The sequence below is a fragment of the Nostoc sp. TCL26-01 genome (assembly GCF_013393945.1).
In the GTDB taxonomy this organism is placed as follows: Bacteria; Cyanobacteriota; Cyanobacteriia; order Cyanobacteriales; family Nostocaceae; genus Trichormus.
Genome location: NZ_CP040297.1, coordinates 5,525,405 through 5,549,553 on the forward strand (window position 1 = coordinate 5,525,405; position 24,149 = coordinate 5,549,553).

Below are 24,149 nucleotides of genomic sequence, written 5' to 3' on the forward strand. Positions count from 1 at the left end.
CGTCTCTACATCTCTACATCTGGTATGAAAAATTAGGCAATACCCAAATTTTTAACTAACATTAATAACTACACCCTGACTTTCATTTGCTAACCTATCTACGGCACATACAGCATAAGTTCCTGGTTGGACTGTAGCGAAGGTTGTGCCGGCAGACAAGATGCGTTGTAAAGTCCAAGTATCACCACTTTGACGATAAAGTGTCCAAGAACGCACAGGCTGATTATCACCTGGTTGCCAACTCAGTTTCCGGTTGTTGACTTGGAGTTCTTTCGGTGGTGGTGGTGGTATTGTCTCACGCCAAGGCATAATCGGTGCTAGTGCTGGTTTGGCGTAGAGTGAATTTTGGAAAGTCGCGGAAATATCTTGACGATTTTCCATAATCGAAGTCACGCTGAAGAAGATATTTCCTAGCGATAATTCTCCAGCTTGATTGCGGCTAATTTTAACTTGCTTTTCTATCTCCTCATTTTTCCAGGCTTTACCATCCAGTTGTCCCAGATTATTACCCGCGTAAATATGGCGTTGCTGAGGGTTAATTTCTGTCCACCATTTGAGCAACACAGGATAACTCTGCTTAGTTTGGTCAATCCGCCAGTAGAGTTGAGGTGCGATGTAATCTATCCAGCCTTGCTCTAACCATTTTTTAGAATCAGCATACAATACATCGTAGGCATCCAAACCAGTAATTCCTGATGGTTGTCCAGGGCGGTAAATCCCGAAAGGACTAATGCCAAATTTAACGTCAGATTTTGTGGCTTTAATTCCTTGAGACAGACGCAACACCATTTGATTGACATTTTCCCGTCGCCAATTGTCTAAACTCAGTCCACCACCAGCTGCTTTATAAGCCGCGTAGGTTTTGTCATCAGGAAAGGGTTTACCTTGGATGGGATAGGGATAGAAATAGTCATCTAAATGAATTGCATCTATGTCATAGCGACGGACAACATCAATGATGACATTGTAAGCTCGATCTTGAACAACTTTTGCGCCTGGGTCCATCCACAATTGATTACCCCATTGGTAAACTACTTCTGGGTTAGTTATGGCTATGTGGGGACTAACATTAGGTGAACCCTTGATGCTAGTTTTGGCGCGGTAGGGGTTGAACCAAGCATGAACTTCTATGTTACGTTTGTGAGCTTCAGCGATCGCAAATTGCAAAGGATCATAAAATGGTTCTGGTGCTTTACCTTGAGTTCCCGTCAGCCAAGCACTCCAAGGTTCTAATGGGGAAGCATACAAAGCATCACCCTCTGGACGCACTTGCAAAATCAGGGCGTTAAAATTTAACGCTTGTAATCTGCTAAGAATGTCAATTAACTCCGCTTGCTGCTGACTGACACTTAGTCCAGTTTGAGAAGGCCAATCACTATTCCACACACAAGCTACCCAAGCGCCGCGAAACTCCCTACTATGGCTAACTTTCACAGTTTTGGATGGAGTTGGCGTTGAAGATGGTGGTACAACTAGGTAAGTGGAAGCAATCTTTGGTGCTTGCCCAAGGTAAACTAAACCTTGATAGACGATCGCAGCCACATCAGCACGAGTAGCCGCAATACTATAGTTAAGTAATTTAAGATTAGGAAAGCTAGAGACTAAACCTGCACTTGTGGCGATCGCTAATTGATTCCTGGCATAGCTTGGGATACTCGCTATATCTTGATATATTTGCGGTAACTGGTCTAGTAAATCAGGTTTAATTTTAGTGGCAATGTCCAAACCATTAACTAGAGAAACAAAGACATCACCTCTAGCAATGCGTTCATTAGGACGGAAACTTTTATCGGGATAGCCAGCCAAAAATCCAGTTTCGTAAGCTTTTTTAATCGCACCAGCCGCCCAATGATTAGCTGGCACATCAATAAAAGGAGTATACTGACGCTTTACCGAACCTGGAAAGACTGCTGCTACTATCGCGGCAAATTCAGCCCTAGTCACTGAGTTGTCTGGACGAAAAGTGCCGTTAGGATAGCCATTCAAAATCCGCCGTTGCGCTAAAGCTTCGATAAACGGACGCGCCCAATGGTTTTGAATATCCGAGAACCGGGTAGTAGTAGATACCATGTTATTTGCAGTGAGCTTGCTGGGATTTTAGCAATATGATAGCGATCGCCTAGCAAGTAGCGTATAAGTTTTTAGATTTATCAATTTTTTGCGTGTTTGCTCGTGATTAACCCACCTATCGCTGTGAATGCTAATAAACCTAACCCCAAAGATGGCTCAGGTACAGCAGTAGTAGAAACTATGGGTGTGAGCAGGAACGCAGGTGAGGGAATGCTAAGATCCCCTGTATCAAATCCAGCTATAATTTGTCCGCGATCGTTAATTCTTCTGGCATAATTTAGAGTCACACCCAATGAAGGAGAAATTAGATCATTGAGGTCAAGCATTCGTCCTTTCTCATATAAAAAAGCACGCCGTTGACCACTAGCAGTAGTTGAAGAACCAACTACCTGACCTAAGTTGTTAATATCATCAGCCGAACTGTATGAACCTCCCAGTGTACCGAGGTCATCAGTCGCTAGGTTAATTGGACTGTTAGGTGCTGTCAGGAAAGCATGATATTCACCACTAGCAGTAGCTGAAACACCAACAACTTGACCTAAATTATTGATACCATAGGCGCTACTTTCTGCGCCACCTAATGTACCGAGGTCGTCTGTAGCTTGGTTAATTGAACTATTGGGGGCAGTACGGAAGGCGTGGGTCTCTAAATTGGTGTTGAGCGAAGAACCCACCACCTGTCCTAAATCATTGATATCTGAAGCCTGAGTGTATCGGTACATAAACGTGCGGCCATCCGGATAAGTACCACCAAGGGAGCCAATGTCATCTGTTTGCACATTGAGTTGGCTATTGGGAGCTAATCGGAAAGAGCTTGTACCTGAAAAACGTGAAGAACTACCAGCAACTACTTGACCAGAGTTGTTAATAGCATTGGCAAAGCTCCAATACTCAAGACCGAGTTTATCAGTCGCTGCATTGACTATACTGTTAGGAGCCGTGCGAAACGCTTCGTATAAAACCCAATCAGGATTACCAAAAGGCACAATACCGACTACTTGGCCTAAGTCGTTAATAGCAGCAGGGGCAGCGAATCCACCATTTTGGGGATCAATATAATCTGTAGCTGGGTTAATGGGACTATTGGGAGCCGTGCGGAAGCCTCTGCCATCGAATGATTCATCCAAAGTAACACCAACTACCTGACCTGAGTTATTAAGGCCAGAGACAAAAATATTCTTTGACTGTAAACCCAAACTACCTAGATCAAGGACAGAATAAATTGTTGCTGCGTTGCTGGCTTGGCAAGTGACTAGTCCTACTCCACTAGATACAAGCAGTGCCAAGCTAGTTTGATAAATTCCGTATAATTTCATATTTTTTTCTTTTTAGAAATGTAATTTTTTATAGTATTTTGTAGCTAATTTATACTGAATTTGAGTCAGAATATAGTATCCAAGATATTTCTCAAGTTGTAAATCATACTTTAGTATTAGACTGGCTAGCAAAGATGTATATGTGAGGTTGATGCTTGAGCGATCGCGTTCGCGTAGCGTCAAGAAGTGAAGTGCTGCTGCTTTCAGCAGATGGACTCACACTCTCGATGTAACAGCTAAAATATCAAACAGTGTTGTTTAAGGTCGAAATAAGTGCGAAAACGAACTATATTGCAGATATTATTTGCACTTAGTTTAGTGGGTATTCTCGGCGTATCCTACGTTGCGGATGTTGTGGAGCCATCGCTCATAGTCAGTTGTAGCAGTAAATGGGGCTTTATTCAGACAAAAAGAGTTAAGTACTATACCTCGCCGCAAAAAATAGTCATTCAACCTTGGCTGGGTCAGCATCAAGTTTACGCTATATTTCAGATTCCCCAAGGATACGACCATGATGCTTTATTCCGACTCAGCGTACCTGGAGAATCTGATCACTGTGGAGGTGTTTTCCCTTTGCAACCAGATGTGACGATGAGAATAAAATCTCAGTCTGGACACTATTTACTTCAAGGATATGTGAATACTCGCATTGCCCTGAGTTTAATAGCCCAAGGGAAATTCCAGCAATTAAACAAACCGGAAAATTGGCAAGTTGGTTATGTCAAGAAAAATTGATATTTCCTGACGAATGCAGATGTTTTGGCGATCGCCCACCTCACCATGCCAATATATTGTATGAGGGTTTACGGACGTAACCCGAATTTCTCATGAAATTGCTCAAACCAAAGTCCAGAGGCTGTAGGGGCGGTTTCATAAATATGCTTTAATTATTCACGAATATCTCGTGAACCCGCCCCTACCGTTTTGCGAGAAATGCAGGATAAGCCCTCAAAATTTTGCACTTATGACGAAACATTTTATCTGTAAGTAGTTTTATCCTCTATTCGTCACCTTCTTCTTAAGACTAAAAAATCAAAAGCAAGCATTTTAACCTAACTGAGTCTGAAAGTACATTCTAAAATTAATTTTTGATTGACCAAAGAGTAAGGCTGAATTTCTAAGGCTCGTTTAAAAGCTTTGATGGCTTTAGTGTATTTACCTAGTGCGGCGTAACACAAACCCATACCATGTAACGCACCAAAATGCACCGAGTTAATTTTGATTGCCATCTGACAATCTGCTAAAGATTTATCATAATCGCCCATACTGTAGTAAAGAAAGGCGCGACGATTCCAAGCTTCTGCAAAGTCTGGTTGTTCCTGAATTAATTGTGTCAGCATCACCTCAGCTTCGGTAGTTTCACCAGCATCAAGTAATTTCTGACTTTGGTCAATTTTTTCTAGTCCGTAAATTCCCTTTTGCTGAAACCAGATACGCCAGAGTTTTTTTGTCGCTTGTTCCCGGACTACAGCATCTGGATTTTTCAAGTCTTCAAGTAATGAGCTGATTGGTGAAGAATCCATGAATTTTAAAATGTTGTTTATCAGTAATTGTCTCCTTGTAACAAGGTATCAACTTTCTTCGGAAATTGCTTAAGTTATTTTTAAATTCCTGATAAAAATTCTGTAATATTAGGGACAAGTTCAGCAGTTCTCAGCATTTTTCGGTATTAAGTAATACTACTAATATCTAAAGCAGCAAATACGCTTATCAGTAAGCAAATGAGAAAGTATCAATATTGGAAAAACGAAACCTGACTATTCGTAGTTGAAGAACTCTCAGTAATTATATAGTTCATCAAAACATGATAAAAAATAGTGATTATCCCTAAACCAAACAGTGTTTTCCGTATGCTGGCATTTTTCTTGACTATCTTATGACTTACTCATGAAAACGGAAACTCAAGAATTTGAGGAAGATGTGTAGAGGTACTGACAAGTCAAGGTTTTTCAAAATTGCCAAAACGAAATCGCTTTTTCATGCGCTCATTCTCAAGAACCACATCTTCAAACAGTGTACAATCCAGCAAAATCAAGAAACAGATGCAAACCATACAACCGTTGCTAATTCTCACTTTCTGAATTTTGAATTTTGTAGTTTGCTTTGCTACGCAGGCGAAAGATTACCTGTAGGGTATTTTGAATTGGTATTATGCCTAGCTTTGGTCAAAAATGCTGATTTGTATACTGGAGACTATGGAAAAGACATTGCATAATTGTTGAGGAAGCAGCAACCCTTTATTCAAGGAAACTGTCTCATATAGAGTTGTGGACGCGATAGTCCAGAGCTGCAAACAGATACTAATATGACTAAATAATCAGCATGAAATTTAAACTGTTGTTAGCCTCACTGTTTTCCCAGATTAAAGTACGTCATTGGTGGCTAGGTATCTTCTTGTGGATTGCTTTGGTCGCCCCAGCACAAGCTTCGGTAATTCTGCGCGTTGCCATTGAGAGGGGAGTTAATCAAACTAAAGTTGGCAGTTCCACAACGGCGACTGTGAAAGATAGCAGTGGACGCACTCTGGGACAATTGCCAGGGATGAGTGCCTTTTATGCTCAAGCTGTTCCTGGAGGAGTAGCTTTAGATAAATGGCAATCAGGGTTATTTTGGATTGAACCATCGGGTAAAGGATTTGTTTATATTGGCGATCGCTGGTATCGTGGGAGAACTCTAGTTATCCCCTCTGAAAAAGGCTTAGATGTTGTCAACTGGGTGGATTTAGAAGAATATCTCTACAGCGTTATTGGTGGAGAAATGAACTCCAGCTGGCCACAAGAAGCTTTAAAAGCTCAAGCGATCGCTGCTCGTACCTATGCCCTATATAAGCGAGAACAACAACGTCGTAACCCAGTTTACGATTTAGGGGATAGTCCAGATCGCTGGCAAATTTATTCAGGAGTCAGTACGGAATCTGCTGCCACCTACACCGCCGTCGATGCTACTGCATCTCAAGTCTTAACCTACAATAATAATCTCATTCTCTCAGTCTTCCACGCTTGTTCTGGCGGACACACCGAAAACGTCGAAGATGTCTGGGGAAATTCTCTTCCCTACTTACGAGCTGTAGAAGACTACGATCAAAATATTAAAGAGTGCAATTGGCAAAAAACCTTCACTCCAGGAGAAATCAGCGCCAGAATTTCGGGTGTGGGTAATGTCAAAGATATGGTTCCCGAATCATATTCCCCATTCCGCAGTGTCAAAGCTTTAAGAATCGTCGGCGATAGAGGCACAAAAATACTGCGAGGCGAAGAAGTGCGTACAGCTCTCAAGCTCAGAAGTACCCGCTTTAATGTCAGCCGAAGTGCAGATGGTAGCTTTACCCTCCAAGGTTTAGGCTTTGGTCACGGTCTAGGCCTGAGCCAATGGGGAGCTTATAATCTAGCTCTACGGGGCGTTAATCACCTGCAAATCTTAGGACATTACTATCGTGGTGTCGCGTTAACACCAATTAAGGCAAAGTGACAAGGGGACAAGGGGACAAGGAGACAAGGAGAAAGTTACTTAATTACTCTTTCCCCCATCCCCCACTCTCCCCATCTCCCTATCCCTCATTCCCTCTTTCTAATCGCCGTTGCCATTCAGCATCAATTTGCTTGGGATTTTCAGCTTCTTGTTCGAGTAAGTCGGTTTCTGTGGTGTAAACCAAATCTTCATTATTAATGAACGTTTCTTGAGCAAATTGCTGGGCGTAATCAATTTTTTGTTGTAAAGCTGGGTTGGGGTTTGTTAATATTCTGGCGCGAGATTGGCGATCGCGGTTACGTGCAGTAATTTTGCTATTACGCCACTTGATCCAGAAATATCTTACTAAAGGTATAGTTACAAAACCAATGCCATAGGCTAATAACAACCAATAAATTCCTTGGACAAAAGCGACTAAGCCACCTATTTGAGCCGCAATTGTGCCATCTCGCAATAAACTACCCAATATTAAAGCACCAACAAGATTAACTGCACCCAAACCAGCACTGAGCATCACTTGTCCAGAACTAGCCGCACTAAAACGCCAAGCTAATTCCTCCAAATACACTGCAATTGGTGTCTGCCGTTTTTTACTAGCTCTTACCTGCAACTCTGGGAAATAATAGACAATCTCTCCTTCAGAACTGACTTTTGGTTGTCCATTAAATCGCAACAGCACAGGCAACATATAATCCTCATACTCTTGCTGATACACCTCCCCAATATCATCTAAATATGGGGCAATTTGTTCTGCGGCTACCGCACCACGATGAGTGCGAATCACCGCCGCAATTGTTTGCCAACGCCGTTCCTCTAGGTTGGCGTTGGGATTCCCATCACCAAATAAAAATGAAAATATAGCCTCAAAGAAATTTAACTGACTATGTTGTGAGCGATCGCGTCGTCGTTCTTCCGAGTAAGTGCCGTAATTGGGGCTAAAATACCAGAATAAATCAGGAAAATAGAAAAATCCCCAACCACCACCAGAACTACTACTGCGATCGTCATTATCACTACTGGAGTTGAGCGCAGTAATAATCATAATGATGGCTATAGTAATCAGCGCAATCGAAGCCACCAAAAAAATTCCAAAGGAAATGCGAATTAGGTAAAACAGCACACCCCAGACTTTCTGCCACCATTCTTGCCATCGCAATTGCAGGTATTTATTACGCAAGATATCTCGAAAATTCCGGGGAAATAGATAAACAATATCTCCCGTTTCCGCGACTTGCAAATGCCCACCAGCATCACTGGCCAAAACTAATAGCCCTTGGCTAGCCTCTGCTAAATTCAATCCCGCCTGAGTTGCCACATCACCCACAGTGACGCGATAACCCAGTTTTTCTACAGCTTGCATGATATTGGGATTGGGAGTCATTGCTCTCCTCTCCTATTAAAACTTTTTCCCCTTTCTTCAGTATAAAGTTTAGTCATTGGTCAATAGTCAATAGTCATTAGTCATTGGTCAATAGTCAATAGTCATTAGTCATTTGCTTTGTCCCCTTGTCTCCTTGTCCCCTTGTCTCCTCACTCCCTCACTCCCTCACTCCCTTCTTCCAGCATTATGTTAGGATAATTACTTAGGCTTGGTTAATCAGCAAATTCTCTGCATCTAATATGGTTCAGTACACACTAGCTCAAAGCCCAGAAGTTATCCTCACGGTTCCTGGGAAAGATTCAGCCAAAGCCCGTGAAAAAGCGATGGATCAGTTAGTTGAACTAATTGATGCTGGGACACTGCCTACGGAACTAGAAGAAGGATTTGGCCCTCAACAGTTGATTGAAGTAAAAGAGCCACCTGCTGATGCTGGTAGTGGTGAAGATGCTGTTACACAGGCTGTACAAGTCTTGAGTAATCTCGCTACTCTCAAATTAAAGGTACAAGAATCACGTACTGAAGCTTTAGAAATTCGTAAAGCTGTTGATGTGTTGTTTTCCGATCAGTCGGTGACAGAAGAAGAGATTACCCGTCTCAAGGAAGGCTTTAAAGTTCTGAAAAATTTTGCTCAAGCCAACTTACGTTACCACGAAGCACGTAGCAAGGCAGAACAAGCTAGACAGGTTTTAGATCAAGCCTTAAAGTCACCGGAGAAATAGTTGGTGCAAACAAAAAGTTGTAGGTCGGTTGGAGCAAAGCTCAACACAACAACCAATTTAAGCTTAGTCAAGAATAGTAGTTATTCTAATAAAACTGGGGCGCTAGGATTCGAACCTAGGGATGGCGGGACCAAAACCCGCTGCCTTACCACTTGGCTACGCCCCAACATTGCGACTTTATAAATATAGCAGGCTCTGTAGGGTTTGTGTCAAGTATTTAGAAAAATATTTTTGACTAATGACTCACTACTCATTTTGTGCTTATTGCAGTGGCCAGAATTGCAGTAATGCGAATGCTAAAGCGGCACTACCAATAGGAACAGTTAAATTGTCTATTCCCAAAAAAGAAAAGGCTTCTAAGCTAGTAGCGACAACAGCAACGATGAGTGAGACAGTCCAAGTTTGCCAGACATTGCCGATGACACCAAGTAAAATGAGACTACAGACCAAATAGCTGAATAAAGCCATAGTTAAGGAGCCTTCCCAGCTTTTTTGCGCTCCGAAAACTCTATACTTGTGTTTACCGAATCGTTGCCCAATTAATGCTGCTAATCCATCACCCCAAGCCATCACCATCATGCCGATCGCTGCATACTGCGGTTGCTCTATGTGCCAGAACCAAGCGACTAAAATACCCACACTGACAGCATAAAAAAATGTTCCTAAGCTTCGTCTGCCAACACTATTAATCCCAGGGAGAAGCGGAAAAATATAAGACAACAGCGTCACAATGCTGGCAACCACTGAAGCCCCAATACCCACACTAGCAGGAATATCCAGCCACCAAGCAATTAAAATGACATGACCAGCCCCAATATGCACAATTTTGCGGACTATTTCTGAGTCGTCAGTGGCAAAGTGATTGACGACTCCAGCGATCGCTAAAATAAAAGATACCCAAGCTGCAACCAGAGAAATTTGCAGCCACAGAGGAGGAGTTGAGATTAAATCAGAAAATAGATTCAACAAAGATGTTACAAGATAGAAGATTTTTACCTTTGTTACCAATTTATAAGATTTAGGCGACTCTCATGAAGCAATTATTTATTTGGTTAATCAAAGGATACAGAATGTTTATCTCGCCACTATATCCCCCGACTTGTCGCTTTCAACCAACTTGCTCAATGTATGCCATAGAAGCAATTGAAAGATTTGGCATCTTACGTGGTGGATGGATGGCAATTCGCCGCATCCTACGTTGTCATCCCTTCCATCCCGGTGGTTATGATCCTGTCCCAGAAGTTGTGCTGAAAGACGATTCTTGTGAACATGACCATTGAGAGAAATTTGTTTTAACTTTGTGTCTCTGTGGTAACAAAAGAATTATTTAACCACAAAGGCACAGAGACACAAAGGAGTTGGTCACTCTCCTGCACGACGCATGAAGGGTAAAAGGTCTTCTAAAATCGTTTTGTGGTAATGTTCTTGTGGGTAGTGACCGACGTTGTTGAGTTTGACTAATTCGGCATTGGGGACTGTTTTGGTAAAGGTTTCAGCTACTTCTATTGGTAACCAAGGGTCTATCATCCCCCATTGAACGAGGATTGGTTGTTGCCATTGTGAGAAACCGGAGGTAATTTCTGTCATGGCTTCTGGCAATTGTATATTGCGGATGGTGGCTAACAGCGCTCGTCCTACCGCCGAAGTTTTCAAGAATGGTTTGCGATACACATCTAAATCTTGGTCTTCAATGCGGTAACGGCTACCACCTTCTAAGGTTCGGTCAATTAGTAAGGGATCTTGAGTCATCATTTCCCCTGCCAAAGGTAGACCCATTTGTTTAATTTTCCAAGGTAATTTGGCAGTGGTAGAAATTGGGGTATTTAAAATTGCTATGTTGGCAATCTTTTCGGGATGGCGTAGGGCATATTGTAGACCAACAGAGCCTAAAAATCCCTGAACGACCAGAGAAAAACGCTCCAGTTCTAAAGCTTGAATCAAGTCTGCCAAGGCTGTAATGTATGTTTCAGGCGTGTAGGCAAAGTCGCGTTTTTCCGGCTTACTAGAAAAACCAGAACCAATCCAATCTGGTGCGATCGCTCTTGTTCCTTGACTAGCTAAAGCTGGCATTACATTGCGCCAGCCATAACTTTGTGATGGTATCCCATGCAGTAATAACACAGGTAACAAATCAGTCCGACCAATGGGCGCAGATTCTCGATAAAACCATTCTAAAGAATTTACTGTTATTTTATGTTCTGTTATTGACACGTTATTATCCTAGAGTTTGTCAAAAATTGTGGTGATTAGTAATTGGTGATTGGTGATTGGTCATAGATTATGAATATTACCCAGTACCCAATACCCAATACCCAATACCCAATACCCAATACCCAATACCCAATACCCAATACCCATTCCCCAACCTTATTGAGAGATAATCTTCTCACGAATTGCCATAGCTGTTGCTGGTGCGAGTAAAACCCCGTTGCGATAGTGTCCTGTTGCCAGGAGAATGTTGCTAAATCCAGGTAATTCACCAATGACAGGTGCTGGACGACCTTCAGGACGGGGACGTAATCCTGACCAAGTGCGGATAATTTCAGCAGATGCTAACTCTGGACAGAAGGAAATTGCTTGTTGTTTGACAGATGCTAATAGTTCGTGATTTGGTAGTATCTCATCGCCATTACTGGGGAACTCGACGGTTGCACCTATCCAATAGTCACCACCACCGATAGGGACAATATGCACGTCATTACCAGTGATTGCTGGTTGAAAGTCTGGATTTCCCTGAAGATGTCCTAAGCGCAGTTGTAAAGCTTGTCCCAGTACAGGACGAATATCTATTTTTTGCTCAAGCTGTGCTGTCAAGGCTGTCGAACCTAAACCAGCTGAGATAATGATCCAATCGGCGGTGATTTTGCCTGCTGTCGTCTCGACAGATGTACATTTAGTCGCTGCTGTGGTAGGTAAACTTAACACAGTCACACCAAATTGAAAAGTCACACCATGATGTTGGGCTGCCTCAACTAAAGCTAAAGTTAAAGCTGTTGGATCTAGTTGGCGGTCTTGTGGAGAGTAGACAGCGCCAGTAACTTGCGGATGATTAACTTGGGGACAAATCTGTTGGAGTTTTGCTGTGTCCCAAATTTCTAATTCCCAGCCTTGGGAGTGACGAATAGCTACTAATTTTTCCCAAAGTTCTGAATTTTCTGCTTCCAAACAAAGACTAAGAATACCTTGACGGTTGAAAGGAATTGTACGTCCTGTAATTGCTTCGAGTTCAGGTATTAAAGTTTCATAACGCTGAACACTTGTTTGCCGCATCTGCCAAGCCTTGCCCTTAACTTTTTGGCTGATGATGCCTACTAAAACCCCTAATGCTGCACCTGTAGAGGCTTGTGCGGGTGGTTGTCGGTCAAAAACTGTGATTTTGATGCCTGGGACTTGACTGAGTTCATAGGCGATCGCTGCCCCAACTACGCCACAACCAATTATCGCTACATTCATGAGTTCAGGGATTGGGAGTGAGGGAGTGATGAGTGCTGAGTGAGGGAGTGAGGGAGTGAGGGAGTAGAAATTATTATTTTTTTCTGCACCCCTACAACCCTACACCTCTTGTCTCCTATTCTAGCTAGCCTCTGATTGAGTACTAGTTTCAGGCAGCAGCTCGACGAACTTGTCAATATCTGCATAAGCGGCTTTATAGTTACTCAAGGCAAGTTGAGTATTACCAGCTGTCGCAGCCTGATCGATTTTAACTAGGTGATTGAGCAAATCTTTAGTGATTTGACGTGCTGTAGGTTGGTCTTTAGGTAGTAGGTTGGGTGTGATGTATGTCATTGTCAACCTAGCTTCTGTAATGGGGCCATGGATAAAATTACCTACATCGATCCATTCACCTTTTTGGATCAAAGTTTTCAATTCGTCTGAGCGATCGCGCACAGCCTGAATTTCTGGGGAATATCCTTGGATTTTCTCCAGTTGAGCAGTTGTATAAGTTGGAGGTGCAACTGCTGTCGTCGGACTACCACAACTAATAAGGAAAGTTGCGAGTAATACCAGAATTAAAGAAATGATTGAGCGTTGACGCGCCATACACTGAAATTGTTTGGTTTTCTTTTACCGATTCACAGTGTAATTTTAGATCGCTGGGGTAGCTTATCGTTCCTATCGAGAACATGATTTTGCAGAAAATTTTCCAGATTATTTATGAGTATTTTCCACAAGATATGCAGTGTCAGCAATTTTTGAGTTTTTTGAGTACAATTACTCAAGAGAGTCATTAGTCAATAGTCAAAATGATAGTTTTTCGCTCTGTTCTCCATCTCCCTATCCCCCCATCTCCCCATCCCCTATCCCCTATCCCCTGTCACCTATCCCCTGTCACCTGTCCCCTGCTGACTATCATGTAAGGAAAGCGTGATATGGAGTTGCTAAATTGCTTGGAGATTGATAAGCTAAAGCACCAATATGATAAGCCTTCTGGCGGTTTTCTGTTGTCGCATTCCCCTAGAGCTACAAAATGAAGGAGTGTTTTCGTCGTGAACGCATCTGAACAGGCAACTAACCTCGAACTCGCCAGCAAGATTGCTACAGCAGTGAATTTATTCAAATTTGAGTTTCCTGATGCTAAGTCAGATTTAAAACCTTGGAAGAATGATCCAGAAACTAGAGAGTTAGTTGATCCAGAATCCATTGATATTGGTTTTCATTTTCCTGGGGTGAGCAAATCTTGGCGTAGTCGTAGTGTTTTAATTCAAATCCGCTTTTACCAAGACCCGATAACCAAGTTACGCCGTGCCATAGGTATGGAAGTAGCTGGTTTTGATCATCGTGGTGAGGTTTGGCGCTTGTCTACTGTGGAAAACTGGAGTTTTGTTGGTGAAGTTTCGCCTACTTCAGAAGTTGGGGAGAAGCTGAAACTAGTTTGTCGCCAGATTTTAGAGGTGTTTAATAAATCTAGTGATTAGTGGGTATTATTGACTTTTTTGCTGATTTCACACCCACTTAAGCTTTTGTTTTAGGTCGTTGCAATGACTAGGTGGTAGGACTTGATCATGCTGGAGTCTTCCTACGATAATTCCTGGTGCAATACCAATTTCAGCAGCAAATTCTTCAATGCCTGCTTTAGTGCGTTGCTTACCTGATGCTAGGAATTTTTTTAATTGCCCTTGAGGAATAAGTATATTCTCAGAGAATTGATTTGCTTCTTTTTCTTTTTCTTCATCCTCTGTAGATAAAGTATCTATCCCTTCCAAGAAAAAATCCCGCTTACCATGCAGCAAGATATGGCCAGCCTCGTGAAAGAAGTCAAACCACAAATGAGCATTGGTTTTGTAGCGGAGACTAAGTTGAATTAATGCTTTATCCGGATTCAACCAATGAGTTGCTCCACTAATGCGAGTTTTAGGAAGTTCCGGTACAAAAACTACAGCTACACCAGACTCTGCACACAACTTGATGATTTGCGGTTGAAAAATTTCCTGTGGTTCAACTGTCAGAGTGCGGATATTTTGTAGTACTTTCCTAAAGCTATTGGCATCATATTTAGCACAAGCAATTTTCGCTGCTGCAATTTCTCCTTGACGTAGCCAAGCAGCAATAGCACCAGGATCACTGGGAAATGTTTGAGACTTACGAAAATATATATGATTACTAGACCAAATTTCCTCCCACTGTTCAGGGGAGGCGACGGCGAAAAAATTTAGGACTTCCCGCAACTGTTCAACCTGATCTTGATAGAACTGAATCCAGCCAAACTTCATCATGGCTTTTACTGGAATCATGCCGAGCCACTCGACTTGTTTTTTTAGGCGTTCTTGTTCTTCTTGTCGAGCTAAAAATTCTCGGTATCTTTGTTCCCGGTTGTTCCAAAAACTAGCTGGGATATTTAACAACCTCTCTAGCTGTAATGCTGTTTCTGATATAATTGCAGCTTTACCATTGATAATTTCATTAATTGTTTTTTTAGGTCTTCCTGTTCGTTCTGCCAGTTCTGCTTGAGACATTCCTCTCTCTTCTAAGACTTCCAGAAGAGTTTCCCCTGGAGGAGAAACGTAGTTAGGCTTGTACTGGTTTTGGATCTTATTTTCCATGTGTATTTTCCACTCCGAGTATTCTAACAGTGGTTACTTTACTCCAGTCAAGACCACGGTCAAGTTACGGATTACATTTACCGTCAGCACAATAAGCAGATTGATAAGTACTAGAGCGTTTACCAAACAGGGTATAGCGATTGTCACGGATTTGGGCGTAAAAGCGATCGCCTACCCATTTTACCCCTGGCAAGGCTCGATAGGCTTCTACAAATACGCTGCCAAGGGGTAACAAGCGGCCGATTTCTTCAGCCGCATCACTACCTTGCCAACGTCTTGTGGGTGTATTGCCATCAATCAGAATCATCCCCTGTTGGCAATCTTGAGATGTAATCCCCCATTGGGTGAGGGTTTGCTCATCTTGCATAGGGGTGTAATCAAACAGCTTTCCTTGGTCTAATGTTTCTAACAATTGCACTAAAGTAACGCAGAGATTACAGTTGCCGTCGTAGATAACATGATAATTCATAGAATTTACGAATATTTTGATATTTATTTAAGTATTTAGCACACAAAATATTTTAATATGTAATTTATTATGTGCGTTTTCCCTTAATTATACATTAGGTTTACTTATATACCCTCAAACAACCTCCTTTGACAAACAATAATCCAAGCTTTCTGAAACATTGAGTTCATTGTTATGGCTAAACCCAACATCCTTGGGATGAAAACGATGTCGGAAGAGAAAATCTTAACTGTTGACTTTACTCAAAAAGATGCCTACTCAGAAATACTACCGCGATCGCCTATAATTACCAGCTACCATACCAAATGGGAAGGTCTGCGTTTAGACATTCACCAACAACCCGCCCACGAAACGCCGGAACATATCACCCAACAACACGTAATTAGCATCAGTTTAAAACCAACAGTAGTGAAAGCCGAGCGAGTATTTGATGGACGCTTTCAGGACGAAAATATAGTCAAAGGAGATGTGGCTATTATCCCAGCTCATACTCACCACATATCACGCTGGCAATCAGATGCAGATTTTTTAATTCTCAGTCTGGAACCGGCTTTTTTTACACGTATGGCTATCGAAGCTGGCAATTTAGAAAACGTAGAAATCAAACCGCGTTTTGCTGCACCTGATCCTCTAATTCAGCAAATTGGCTTAGTACTCAAATCGGAACTAGAAGCTGATAGTCAGGAGAGTCGTGTTTACATTGAATCTCTCACAACCACACTCTGTATTCATCTGCTGAAACACTATTGTGTCACCAGTGAAACAAATCTCTACTATCCCAAAGATAAGGGTTTATCACACTGGAAACTACGACAAGCAATTTCCTACATTCAGGAAAATCTGGACAAAGATTTAACTTTGCTAGATATTTCTAAGGAAGTGGGCATGAGTATGTATCATTTTTCTCGTCAATTCAAACAATCAACTGGTTCTGCACCGCATCAATATATTATGAATTGCCGAATTGAACGCGCCAAAAAACTACTGACGCGAACCAACACAACTATTGATCAAATATGCGAACAAGTGGGTTTTCAAAGCCAGAGCCATTTTACCAATGTCTTCCGTAAACTCATAGGTATTACACCCAGAGCTTACAGAGAACAGGTGAAAATTTAGATAGGGGAGCAGGGGAGCAGAGGAGCAGAGGAGAATAATTAATTACTCAGCACTCACAACTCAGCACTCAGCACTCCCTCACTCCCTCACTCCCTCACTCAGCACTCAGTACTAAAATGAGCTGCAAAACAGGCCAAATATAGCGTATTCAGCTTTTTACGGCATCCATCAATAGAATTTATATTTGCCTGGATGCTATCTATCGTTAGAGAGTTTCGCTAAATGGGCGCTTAATACTACTATCTAGAGAGTTAATTCGTAGAAGCCATTAGGTAGAATCATGAGTGATAATACTCTGTCATCACGTCTCTATCCCACTCGCATTGATATTCCTGCTGAAGCACGAGTGCAAATTGTCGGTATCCTCAACCAAACTTTAGCAGCCACATTAGACTTAAAAACTCAGGCCAAGCAAGCCCATTGGAATGTTAAAGGGACTGATTTCTATCAATTGCACGAATTGTTTGATGAATTGGCTGGTGAATTAGAAGAATTCATCGACACTGTTGCAGAAAGAATTACAGCTTTAGGTGGATATGCTGTGGGTACAGTTCGCACCGCCGCTAAAGCTTCTATCCTGCCAGAATTCCCCTTTGATATTTTGGATGGAAAAGAGTATGTAGCAGCGCTAGCCGATCGCTTTGCCCCTTATGCTAAACATATCAGAGAAGCGATCGCTAAAACTGATGATTTAGGTGATGCTGATACAGCAGACCTTTACACCGAAATTTCTCGCACTATTGACAAGCGTCTCTGGTTCTTAGAAGCCCATTTACAAGTGTCAGAAATTAAGGGAGAAAATGGTGTCGCTAGTAGTAAAACTCAACAGCCTGCTAGTGTGAGATAAGCTTTCTTTAGGGAATCTGTAGTCACCTTTCTTATTTTATTTTTGGTAAGCTATACATCCTCGATTTCTGCAATAAATCGGGGATGTATTTTATAGTATCTTTTTGGTAACTACAGCACTTTTTAGTACGTACTTTTCATTTCCTATTGCAATAATTTACTATTTAAATAGTTCAAACAGAAGCCGAAAAAACAGCAAAATAATCGGGGCGGAGTATCTCTAAGAATTACGAATTATCAAATTACCGAGGTGAATTTATGTCTCAAAATACAATTACTCATCTAATTCATGATAGAAACGCACGGGGTCGTAGTCAAACTGGTTGGCTCGATAGTTACCATACATTTTCCTTCAGTAATTTTTATGACCCCAATCGGATGGGATTTCGTTCTTTGAGAGTAATTAATGATGATAGAATTGCTCCTGGTGCGGGATTTCCTACACACGGTCATCGTGATATGGAAATTCTTACCTATGTTTTATCAGGTGCAGTAGAGCATAAAGATAGCTTAGGTACTGGTTCGGTAATTCGTCCGGGTGATGTACAAATTATGAGTGCAGGAACGGGAATTCAGCACAGCGAATTTAATCACTCACAAACTGAACCTCTCCACCTATTGCAAATCTGGATTTTACCTGATGAAAAAGGATTAGCACCTAGATATGAACAAAAAGCTTTTACTTTAGCAGATAAACGGGGTAAGCTCCGTTTAGTTGCGGCTAAAGATGGGCGTGATGGTGCTGTAATTATTCACCAAGATGTTAATTTGTACGCCTCTATTCTCGAACCTGGTGATGTGGTGAGTTATCATGTGCAAGGCGATCGCTATGCTTGGTTACAAATTGCTCAAGGTGTAGCCAATTTGAATGGTGAAGAACTCAGAGCAGGCGATGGTGTACAAATCAACAGTGAGGAACAGTTAGAAATTAGTACTAATATCGGTACAGAATTTTTACTGTTTGATTTAGGTTGAGATTCCTTCATCATGCACTCAATAGGCATCGACTGAATGTAATTTTGTGTTACCGAAAATCCTTGTAAAGACGTAGCATTGCTACGTCTCTACTTCCTCTTTTTTTGGCTAGGGGGGATAGTTTTTGCTGAAAATCACAGCAATGTACTTTGCAAACAACCTCTTGCATCTCTACATACAGAGTTTTAGAAAACTACAATTACCTGGGTAATTGAGGAGGTTCATATTGGAACCATTGCTGATAGATTTGCTTGTATTTACCATTGGATAAAATAGTTGCTATCCCTTGATTAATTTTGTCTAAATAGGGAGATTTTTGAGGTGTGGCAATACCGTAATATTCTTCTGTGAGTAAATCAGCAACAATTTTTATCCCTTTGATTTTGCCATTGTTAATTGCATACAAAGTAGCAAAAGCATCGCTAATGACTGCTTCGACATTACCATTAATTAAATCTTGAAAAAAATCCGGGCCGGAATTAAAAGTGATAATTTTAGCATTGGGAATAGTTTTAGCAAAATCTGCCCCAGTTGAACCAATTTGTACACCTATTTGTCTACCTTGGAGACTTTGAAAGTTTTTGATATCTTTATTATCTTCCCTAACAGTAATGGCTAGTCCGGCTTTAAAGTAAGGTCGAGAAAAGGCAATAGTTTTGAGGCGTTCAGGTGTAATGGTAATTCCACTAATGGCAGCATCGACTTTTTGCGCTTGCAAGGTGGAAATCATGCCATCAAAAGGTAGACTTTCAAAGTTTACTGTGAAATTTGCCGCTTGAGCGATCGCTTTCATCAAATCAATATCAAATCCCACCACTTCACCTTGAGGCGTTTGGAATTCAAACGGAATAAATGTCGGATCTGTTGCTACCTTGATAACTGGTTTATCTGGCTGTATATTGGGTGAGGAACTATTACAGGCAATAATCAATAATATACAAGCCAAACTCAGAATTAAATGTTGCCACTTAAAATTAAGCAATATTTCCTGCCAAATAAATCTAAGTAATATTTAAATGTAGGTTGGGTTGAGGAACGTAGGCGTAAGCCTTCTCGGAGAGTAACCCAACACCAAGATATACATTGAGTTCCTCAGATCATGTTGGGTTACGCTTCCCTACGGGACGCTACGCGAACGCTACATCCAACCTACTAAATACTACTACATCATATTTAAGTTAGTATGAATAAAATAATGTATTAAAAACAACATGAGTCTAGAACTGGCAACCTTGGCAACTGGACTAGGGAAAGCAGTACTTCCAGGAATTGCAAAACAAGTGGTTACTAAACTTAACAGTCAATTCAACCCTACAGACTTAGAAAAAGCCCTACAATTCGGAATCAACTCTGCTGAAAATGGTGATAAAAAGCAACCTGTGACGCAGCAGCTATTCTATCATTGTGATGACAAGCAGAGTGCAGATATTCTTCAGCAGTTTCTCAAAGATACGGGAGTACAAGAAGAATTACAAAAGCCTCTCAAAGATCAGACTACGCCAAATCTAGAATTTCTAATTGCTAAGTTTAAAGATATTACATCACAAAATTCCCAATTAAAATTTCCCCCACAGAGTATTGAAAATTGGCTTAAAAGATTCACTGATGCGTACTTTGAGCATACGAATACATATTTAAAATTCCGGCTTGCCAAGGCAGATTATCTTAAACAACTAGTAAAATATTTTGATGATGTAGAATTTGTGGGATTAAAAGTAGCAACTAGAGAAGAAGAAAAGTTTGCCAAGCTGCCAGAGATTTTTGTGATGCCTAATGTAGTTGAACAGGCGGATTATAGAGAATTTAATTTTAGGCAATTTCTAGGATTGAAGAGTTTAAAAGATAATCAGCTTATTGATAAAATCCAGGACAAATTATCTCAGGATGAACAACGTAGTGAAAGAAAATTTTCAGCCCAACAACTGCTGAAAGAAAGCTCATCTGGTAAATTTGTTTTATTAGGGGAACCGGGAGTTGGTAAAACAACTTTGATGAGTTACTTTGCTGTCATCCTGGCAGAGAATCAAGCTGAACAACTGGGATTACCAGCAGATATAGACTTGCTGCCAATTTTGATTAGAATTAGAGATTTAGCTAGAGCCGTCAATCCAAACATCTTAGAATATATCCGAGATTTTGCTAAAAATATATATCTTAAAGCCGAGTTACCAAAAGGTTTCTTTGAGCATTGGTTAGAAGATGGACGAGCATTAATTCTCCTCGATGGCTTAGATGAGATTGCTGACGCAAGCAAGCGTTATGAATTCGTAAAAAATATTGAAACCTTTCTCGGACAATATTCACAAAATCGGGCGATTATTACATCACGTCCAGCCGGTTATAGCCGAAATTATTTCCGCACCGATAATTTCCCACATTATAGATTAGAAAAATTTGATGATAGCCAAATTGACTTGTTTATCCAGAAATGGTATGACAGTCGCTTACCAAAAAATCCAGAAGAATCACGACAATGCCAAGAAAGTTTAAAGAAAGCATTAGGGGAACAAGCACGAATTAAGTTATTAGCACGCAACCCGTTACTCCTAACAATTATTGCCTTGATACATCGCTACCAAGCTTATCTTCCTAGACAGCGATATAAACTATATGAACAAGCCGTTGATACTCTCTTGATTAACTGGGATGAAGTCAAGCAAATTGGTAAATGTAAACTTGATTATATTAACGCCAGCGATATAAAAGAATTGCTGCAACGTCTAGCTTACTGGATTCATACTCAACCAAGAAACGGTGATCAAGAAGGTGGTACACTAATAGATAAAGATGAGTTAATTACTCAATTAAGTAAATATATTATTGAATTCAATTACCAAGTCCAAAAACATCAAGCTAAAGCTGAAGCCGAACGCTTTGTTGACCACATTAGAGAGCGTAGTGGTTTGTTAAATGAACAAGGTCAAGATATATATGCTTTTGTGCATAAAACATTTCAGGAATACTTGACGGCTGAAGAAATAAGGGTTCGCCAAGAAGAAAGCTTTGATGAAGTACTAGAACATATTGAAAAACACCTACATGATTCCCACTGGCGAGAAGTGTTATTGCTATTAATAGCACAACAAAAGCGTAGCAACCCGAAAAAAGTTATTGAAGCAATTCTGCAACGCCATACGCCTTATGAGCAGTGGTTGCACCGCAATCTTTTGTTTGCAGGTAATTGTTTAGGTGAAGATTTACAATTATCTGATAGCGATTTGATTACAGATATTTTGCAACGATTAGTAAATTTGGAAGCAGGTGATTTTCGACGAGTAGGTAGCAAGATTAAAGCTCAGGTTTTTAAAATTCTTTGCAGTTTAAATGAAACTAAGTTTCAATCTCAAGCTTTACAAATTTTGAAAGCGTCAGCAGATTTGATAGGTGAACATCGATTAAGAGAATATCGCGCAGCTTTAGGTGAAAAAGAGCAAGTATTAGCAGAATTACTGGCTTTACTCCAGAATCCGATTGAAGGTGTGCGTTTCTCTACTACTGAGGCATTAGGTAAATTGGGCAACACTGTGCCAGAGGTAGTCTCACAACTGCTGGCTTTACTCCAGGATAAGAGTGAGCTTGTACGTTACTCTGTTGCTTCTGCATTGGGCAATTTGGGCAACACTACGCCAGAGGTAGTCTCACAACTGCTGGCTTTACTCCAGGATAAGAGTGAGCTTGTACGTTACTCTGTTGCTTCTGCATTGGGCAATTTAGGCAACACTACGCCAGAGGTAGTCTCACAACTACTGGCTTTACTCCAGGATAAGAGTAAGCTTGTGCGTTACTCTGCTGCTTCTGCATTGGGCAAATTGGGCAATGCTGCGCCAGAGGTAGTCTCACAACTGCTGGCTTTACTCCAGGATGAGAGTGATAATGAAGATGTGCGTTCTGCTACTGCTTTTGCATTGAGCAAATTGGGCAATGCTGCGCCAGAGGTAGTCTCACAACTATTGGCTTTACTCCAGGATGAGAGTCAGCGTGTGCGTTGCGATGCTGCTTCTGCATTGGGTAATTTGGGCAACGCTGCACCAGAGATAGTCTCTCAACTGTTGGTTTTACTCCAGGATGAGAGTGAGCGTGTGCGTTGCGATGCTGCTTCTGCATTGGGCAAATTGGGCAACGCTGCACCAGAGATAGTCTCTCAACTGTTGGTTTTACTCCAGGATGAGAGTGAGCGTGTGCGTTGCGATGCTGCTTCTGCATTGGGCAAATTGGGCAACGCTGCGCCAGAAGTAGTCTCTCAATTGCTGGCTTTACTTCAGGATAAGAGTGGACTTGTGTGTTCTAGGGCTGCTGAGGCATTGGGCAATTTGGGCAAGAAATCTAGTGATATTACGGCTACGATCGCACAATGGATATCACAACATCAGGATTCAGAGTATTTGGGGAATGGGATTGATGTGCTGTGGGAGTTGGTGGTAGCGGAGTCATGAGGAGTTGGAAGCAATTGTAATTAACAAGATGCGCTTCGGTGGGGATCATGTATCATCAAGAAGACATCTTCCGTGAGCATTGACTTAAAGGCTTTCACAGTTCTGTTTTCTTGTAAATCCTGAACTCACTTGCGTCTTCCATGCCTCGAAAAACTACCACCACCACTCACTCTAAACCTGCCACCCCGTTGGCACTCTCCCAGCTACATATTCGCTTGGAGGGTTTAGAAAAAGAACATCAGACTCTGCTGAAGAATATCAAGAGGAAGCGAACAGAACTGAAGAACTTTGTCGAAAAAATGCGATCGCTCGCAACAGATGTATTTCATCGAGCCAGTCCTAGCTTCAAAAAAATGGCTGAGATCGATCAAGAAATCCATGCACTGTTTGCCGAAATTTTTAGTAGCCGCAACCTTAGTAAACAAACTGAGAAAAAAATCAGAGCAGTTTATCTCAACCTCCAGATGGCAGGAATTATTAGTCCAAAGTTAGATAGAGAAGATGCAGATTTAGAGCTAGATGAGATGTTTGATAATAGCGAATCTGAAGATGATGCTCAAGACTTCAATTCTCGCCACCATCAATATAGACAAGCACCACAGGATTCAGAATTCCCGGCTGTCAGCAGAACCGATGAATCTAGAAAAGTGCGGCAAACATTTCTTAGGTTAGCGGAAATCTTTCACCCAGATAAGGTAAAAGATAGCGAAACCCAAATGTACCACACAGAAATCATGAAGGAAATCAATAAAGCCTATCAAGAAGGAGATTTAGCTAGGCTTTTAGAAATTGAGCGACAGCATGAGGTTGGGGAAACTATTGATAATAATAGTGAAGATGATTTAACACGCAAGTGTAAAACTTTAGAACAACAAAATGAAATTCTTGTAACTCAATATGAAAACTTGAAACGAGAATTACGCCTAGCAAAAAATACTCCTGAAGGAGCAATGGTTACTGACGCACGCAAAGCTGCAAAACACGGTGTTGATCCTATTGCTCAAATGTTAGAAACTGTAGAAGTGCAAATTACTTTCGCTTCAGAAATTCGTAATTTTGTCAAGGATTTTAGCGAAAAGAAAATATCTATTAAAGAATTCCTCAATGGCCCAGCCAATCTCGACTCGTTGAAGCAAGAAATGATGGAAGATATGCTTGAGCAGATGTTGTCAGAATTGGATGGGGTTGTGATGAATTTTTAGTCATTGGTCATTGGTCAATGGTCAATAGTCAATGGTCAATGGTCAATAGTCAATAGTCATTAGCAGAAAAGTAGGTTGGGTTGAGCAACAGCGAAACCTAACAAAGTCTT

General features: G+C 41.3%; 21 protein-coding genes and 1 tRNA gene. 10 read left to right on the plus strand and 12 right to left on the minus strand.

The features are described from left to right. Positions 1–51: 51 nt before the first annotated feature. Both FD725_RS23840 and FD725_RS23845 read right to left on the minus strand, forming a co-directional pair. Positions 52–2,070, minus strand: a complete 2,019-nt coding sequence (locus FD725_RS23840; protein ID WP_179050445.1) for a family 10 glycosylhydrolase — start codon at positions 2,068–2,070, stop codon at positions 52–54. An 80-nt stretch (positions 2,071–2,150) separates the two neighbouring features. Next, entirely contained in the window at positions 2,151–3,386 is a 1,236-nt protein-coding gene (locus tag FD725_RS23845) for a DUF3466 family protein (protein ID WP_179050446.1), read from the minus strand. A gap of 273 nt (positions 3,387–3,659) precedes the next feature. Here FD725_RS23845 and FD725_RS23850 point away from each other — a divergent pair, with 273 nt between their 5' ends. Then, positions 3,660–4,121: a hypothetical protein gene (locus tag FD725_RS23850; RefSeq protein WP_179050447.1), complete on the plus strand. Its 462-nt coding sequence runs from the start codon at positions 3,660–3,662 to the stop codon at positions 4,119–4,121. Between the two features lie 317 nt (positions 4,122–4,438). On the opposite strand, the gene FD725_RS23855 is transcribed toward FD725_RS23850, so the two are convergent. Beyond that, positions 4,439–4,909: a tetratricopeptide repeat protein gene (locus FD725_RS23855; protein WP_179050448.1), complete on the minus strand. Its 471-nt coding sequence runs from the start codon at positions 4,907–4,909 to the stop codon at positions 4,439–4,441. Between the two features lie 799 nt (positions 4,910–5,708). Between FD725_RS23855 and FD725_RS23860 the strand changes: the two genes are divergently transcribed. After that, positions 5,709–6,854 (plus strand): SpoIID/LytB domain-containing protein, encoded by a 1,146-nt coding sequence (locus FD725_RS23860; protein WP_179050449.1) that lies wholly within the window; start codon positions 5,709–5,711, stop codon positions 6,852–6,854. A 79-nt stretch (positions 6,855–6,933) separates the two neighbouring features. Here the strand turns inward: FD725_RS23860 and FD725_RS23865 are convergent, their stop codons facing one another. Continuing rightward, positions 6,934–8,235 carry a hypothetical protein gene (locus FD725_RS23865; RefSeq protein WP_179050450.1) on the minus strand — a complete coding sequence of 434 codons (1,302 nt, stop codon included), beginning with the start codon at positions 8,233–8,235 and terminating at the stop codon, positions 6,934–6,936. A 239-nt stretch (positions 8,236–8,474) separates the two neighbouring features. Between FD725_RS23865 and FD725_RS23870 the strand changes: the two genes are divergently transcribed. After that, on the plus strand, positions 8,475–8,954 hold the full coding sequence (locus tag FD725_RS23870; RefSeq protein WP_179050451.1) for a hypothetical protein: 480 nt from the start codon (positions 8,475–8,477) through the stop codon (positions 8,952–8,954). Positions 8,955–9,048: 94 nt separating this feature from the next. Here FD725_RS23870 and FD725_RS23875 read toward each other — a convergent pair. Together FD725_RS23875 and FD725_RS23880 are read right to left on the minus strand one after the other, a co-directional pair. Beyond that, a tRNA-Gln gene (locus FD725_RS23875) sits at positions 9,049–9,120 on the minus strand. 95 nt (positions 9,121–9,215) lie between these two features. Further along, positions 9,216–9,923 carry a diacylglycerol/polyprenol kinase family protein gene (locus FD725_RS23880; RefSeq protein ID WP_179050452.1) on the minus strand — a complete coding sequence of 236 codons (708 nt, stop codon included), beginning with the start codon at positions 9,921–9,923 and terminating at the stop codon, positions 9,216–9,218. A 62-nt stretch (positions 9,924–9,985) separates the two neighbouring features. Between FD725_RS23880 and yidD the strand changes: the two genes are divergently transcribed. Further along, positions 9,986–10,234 (plus strand): membrane protein insertion efficiency factor YidD, encoded by a 249-nt coding sequence (gene yidD / locus FD725_RS23885; RefSeq protein WP_179050453.1) that lies wholly within the window; start codon positions 9,986–9,988, stop codon positions 10,232–10,234. Positions 10,235–10,316: 82 nt separating this feature from the next. Here yidD and FD725_RS23890 read toward each other — a convergent pair whose 3' ends face one another. From FD725_RS23890 to psbQ, 3 genes are all read right to left on the minus strand, one after another. After that, complete coding sequence (locus tag FD725_RS23890; RefSeq protein WP_179050454.1) at positions 10,317–11,165, minus strand: alpha/beta fold hydrolase; 849 nt, start codon at positions 11,163–11,165, stop codon at positions 10,317–10,319. Positions 11,166–11,321: 156 nt separating this feature from the next. Beyond that, a complete protein-coding gene (locus FD725_RS23895) occupies positions 11,322–12,407 on the minus strand; it encodes an FAD-binding oxidoreductase (protein WP_179050455.1) in 1,086 nt (361 codons plus the stop codon). 120 nt (positions 12,408–12,527) lie between these two features. Continuing rightward, entirely contained in the window at positions 12,528–12,995 is a 468-nt protein-coding gene (gene psbQ / locus FD725_RS23900) for a photosystem II protein PsbQ (protein ID WP_179050456.1), read from the minus strand. Positions 12,996–13,441: 446 nt separating this feature from the next. Between psbQ and FD725_RS23905 the strand changes: the two genes are divergently transcribed. After that, complete coding sequence (locus tag FD725_RS23905) at positions 13,442–13,870, plus strand: hypothetical protein (protein WP_179050457.1); 429 nt, start codon at positions 13,442–13,444, stop codon at positions 13,868–13,870. Positions 13,871–13,897: 27 nt separating this feature from the next. Here the strand turns inward: FD725_RS23905 and FD725_RS23910 are convergent, their stop codons facing one another. Together FD725_RS23910 and FD725_RS23915 are read right to left on the minus strand one after the other, a co-directional pair. Then, positions 13,898–14,995, minus strand: a complete 1,098-nt coding sequence (locus FD725_RS23910; RefSeq protein WP_179050458.1) for a helix-turn-helix domain-containing protein — start codon at positions 14,993–14,995, stop codon at positions 13,898–13,900. A 64-nt stretch (positions 14,996–15,059) separates the two neighbouring features. Then, a complete protein-coding gene (locus FD725_RS23915) occupies positions 15,060–15,464 on the minus strand; it encodes a thiol-disulfide oxidoreductase DCC family protein (protein WP_179050459.1) in 405 nt (134 codons plus the stop codon). A 174-nt stretch (positions 15,465–15,638) separates the two neighbouring features. Between FD725_RS23915 and FD725_RS23920 the strand changes: the two genes are divergently transcribed. The 3 genes from FD725_RS23920 to FD725_RS23930 all read left to right on the plus strand — a co-directional run bounded on the left by FD725_RS23920 (position 15,639) and on the right by FD725_RS23930 (position 18,404). Then, entirely contained in the window at positions 15,639–16,583 is a 945-nt protein-coding gene (locus tag FD725_RS23920; RefSeq protein ID WP_256871728.1) for a helix-turn-helix domain-containing protein, read from the plus strand. A gap of 280 nt (positions 16,584–16,863) precedes the next feature. After that, a complete protein-coding gene (gene dps / locus FD725_RS23925) occupies positions 16,864–17,430 on the plus strand; it encodes a DNA starvation/stationary phase protection protein Dps (RefSeq protein WP_179050460.1) in 567 nt (188 codons plus the stop codon). Between the two features lie 257 nt (positions 17,431–17,687). After that, positions 17,688–18,404, plus strand: coding sequence for a pirin family protein (locus tag FD725_RS23930; protein ID WP_179050461.1), 717 nt, complete (start codon positions 17,688–17,690; stop codon positions 18,402–18,404). Between the two features lie 199 nt (positions 18,405–18,603). On the opposite strand, the gene FD725_RS23935 is transcribed toward FD725_RS23930, so the two are convergent. Then, complete coding sequence (locus FD725_RS23935; RefSeq protein ID WP_179050462.1) at positions 18,604–19,386, minus strand: basic amino acid ABC transporter substrate-binding protein; 783 nt, start codon at positions 19,384–19,386, stop codon at positions 18,604–18,606. A 229-nt stretch (positions 19,387–19,615) separates the two neighbouring features. Here FD725_RS23935 and FD725_RS23940 point away from each other — a divergent pair, with 229 nt between their 5' ends. Further along, a complete protein-coding gene (locus FD725_RS23940) occupies positions 19,616–22,837 on the plus strand; it encodes an NACHT domain-containing NTPase (RefSeq protein WP_179050463.1) in 3,222 nt (1,073 codons plus the stop codon). A 140-nt stretch (positions 22,838–22,977) separates the two neighbouring features. After that, on the plus strand, positions 22,978–24,039 hold the full coding sequence (locus tag FD725_RS23945) for a molecular chaperone DnaJ (RefSeq protein ID WP_179050464.1): 1,062 nt from the start codon (positions 22,978–22,980) through the stop codon (positions 24,037–24,039). The last annotated feature ends 110 nt before the right edge of the window (positions 24,040–24,149 follow it).

Excerpts from the sequence above, each read along its gene's own strand:
- FD725_RS23930 (WP_179050461.1), top strand. The coding sequence starts at position 17,688 with ATGTCTCAAAATACAATTACTCATCTAATTCATGATAGAAACGCACGG.
- FD725_RS23840 (WP_179050445.1), bottom strand. The coding sequence starts at position 2,070 with ATGGTATCTACTACTACCCGGTTCTCGGATATTCAAAACCATTGGGCG.
- FD725_RS23865 (WP_179050450.1), bottom strand. The coding sequence starts at position 8,235 with ATGACTCCCAATCCCAATATCATGCAAGCTGTAGAAAAACTGGGTTAT.
- yidD (WP_179050453.1), top strand. The coding sequence starts at position 9,986 with ATGAAGCAATTATTTATTTGGTTAATCAAAGGATACAGAATGTTTATC.
- dps (WP_179050460.1), top strand. The coding sequence starts at position 16,864 with ATGAGTGATAATACTCTGTCATCACGTCTCTATCCCACTCGCATTGAT.
- FD725_RS23855 (WP_179050448.1), bottom strand. The coding sequence starts at position 4,909 with ATGGATTCTTCACCAATCAGCTCATTACTTGAAGACTTGAAAAATCCA.
- FD725_RS23940 (WP_179050463.1), top strand. The coding sequence starts at position 19,616 with ATGAGTCTAGAACTGGCAACCTTGGCAACTGGACTAGGGAAAGCAGTA.
- FD725_RS23895 (WP_179050455.1), bottom strand. The coding sequence starts at position 12,407 with ATGAATGTAGCGATAATTGGTTGTGGCGTAGTTGGGGCAGCGATCGCC.
- FD725_RS23845 (WP_179050446.1), bottom strand. The coding sequence starts at position 3,386 with ATGAAATTATACGGAATTTATCAAACTAGCTTGGCACTGCTTGTATCT.
- psbQ (WP_179050456.1), bottom strand. The coding sequence starts at position 12,995 with ATGGCGCGTCAACGCTCAATCATTTCTTTAATTCTGGTATTACTCGCA.
- FD725_RS23910 (WP_179050458.1), bottom strand. The coding sequence starts at position 14,995 with ATGGAAAATAAGATCCAAAACCAGTACAAGCCTAACTACGTTTCTCCT.
- FD725_RS23920 (WP_256871728.1), top strand. The coding sequence starts at position 15,639 with ATGGCTAAACCCAACATCCTTGGGATGAAAACGATGTCGGAAGAGAAA.
- FD725_RS23945 (WP_179050464.1), top strand. The coding sequence starts at position 22,978 with ATGCCTCGAAAAACTACCACCACCACTCACTCTAAACCTGCCACCCCG.
- FD725_RS23870 (WP_179050451.1), top strand. The coding sequence starts at position 8,475 with ATGGTTCAGTACACACTAGCTCAAAGCCCAGAAGTTATCCTCACGGTT.
- FD725_RS23860 (WP_179050449.1), top strand. The coding sequence starts at position 5,709 with ATGAAATTTAAACTGTTGTTAGCCTCACTGTTTTCCCAGATTAAAGTA.
- FD725_RS23915 (WP_179050459.1), bottom strand. The coding sequence starts at position 15,464 with ATGAATTATCATGTTATCTACGACGGCAACTGTAATCTCTGCGTTACT.